Origin of the sequence: Janthinobacterium sp. NKUCC08_JDC, from assembly GCF_019345575.1 — a bacterium.
In the GTDB taxonomy this organism is placed as follows: Bacteria; Pseudomonadota; Gammaproteobacteria; order Burkholderiales; family Burkholderiaceae_D; genus Janthinobacterium; species Janthinobacterium aestuarii.
Map to the genome: position 1 here is coordinate 1 of NZ_JAHKQW010000053.1, position 315 is coordinate 315.

The following is a 315-nucleotide window of genomic DNA, read 5'->3' on the forward strand; positions in this document are numbered from 1 at the left end:
GACGGTGGGCGGCTTGCTCAACAACACAGGTTCCATCGCGTCCGTCAACAACACCAATATATCCGCTGGCAAGATCACCAGCAGCGGTCTGCTGGGCGCCGGCGTGAAAGCGGATGGCAGCCTGGGCACGGCGGGCGATCTGACCATCAATGCCGATGGTGTGCTGCAGGCTAGTGGCCAGAATTTGGCAGCAGGTAGCGCCTTGCTGACGGGCGCCAACGTGGACCTGTCTGGCAGCCAGACGGGGGCGGCGAATATCGCCATCACGGCGCGCAGCGGCGATGTGCTGACGAACAAAGCCGTCATCTCGGCCAG

General features: G+C 63.5%; 1 protein-coding gene. It reads left to right on the forward strand.

The genetic code is table 11. From position 1 onward, the window contains the following. Positions 1-315: hypothetical protein (locus KO538_RS29070; RefSeq protein WP_219330446.1), on the forward strand; the 315-nt coding region annotated here is incomplete at both ends.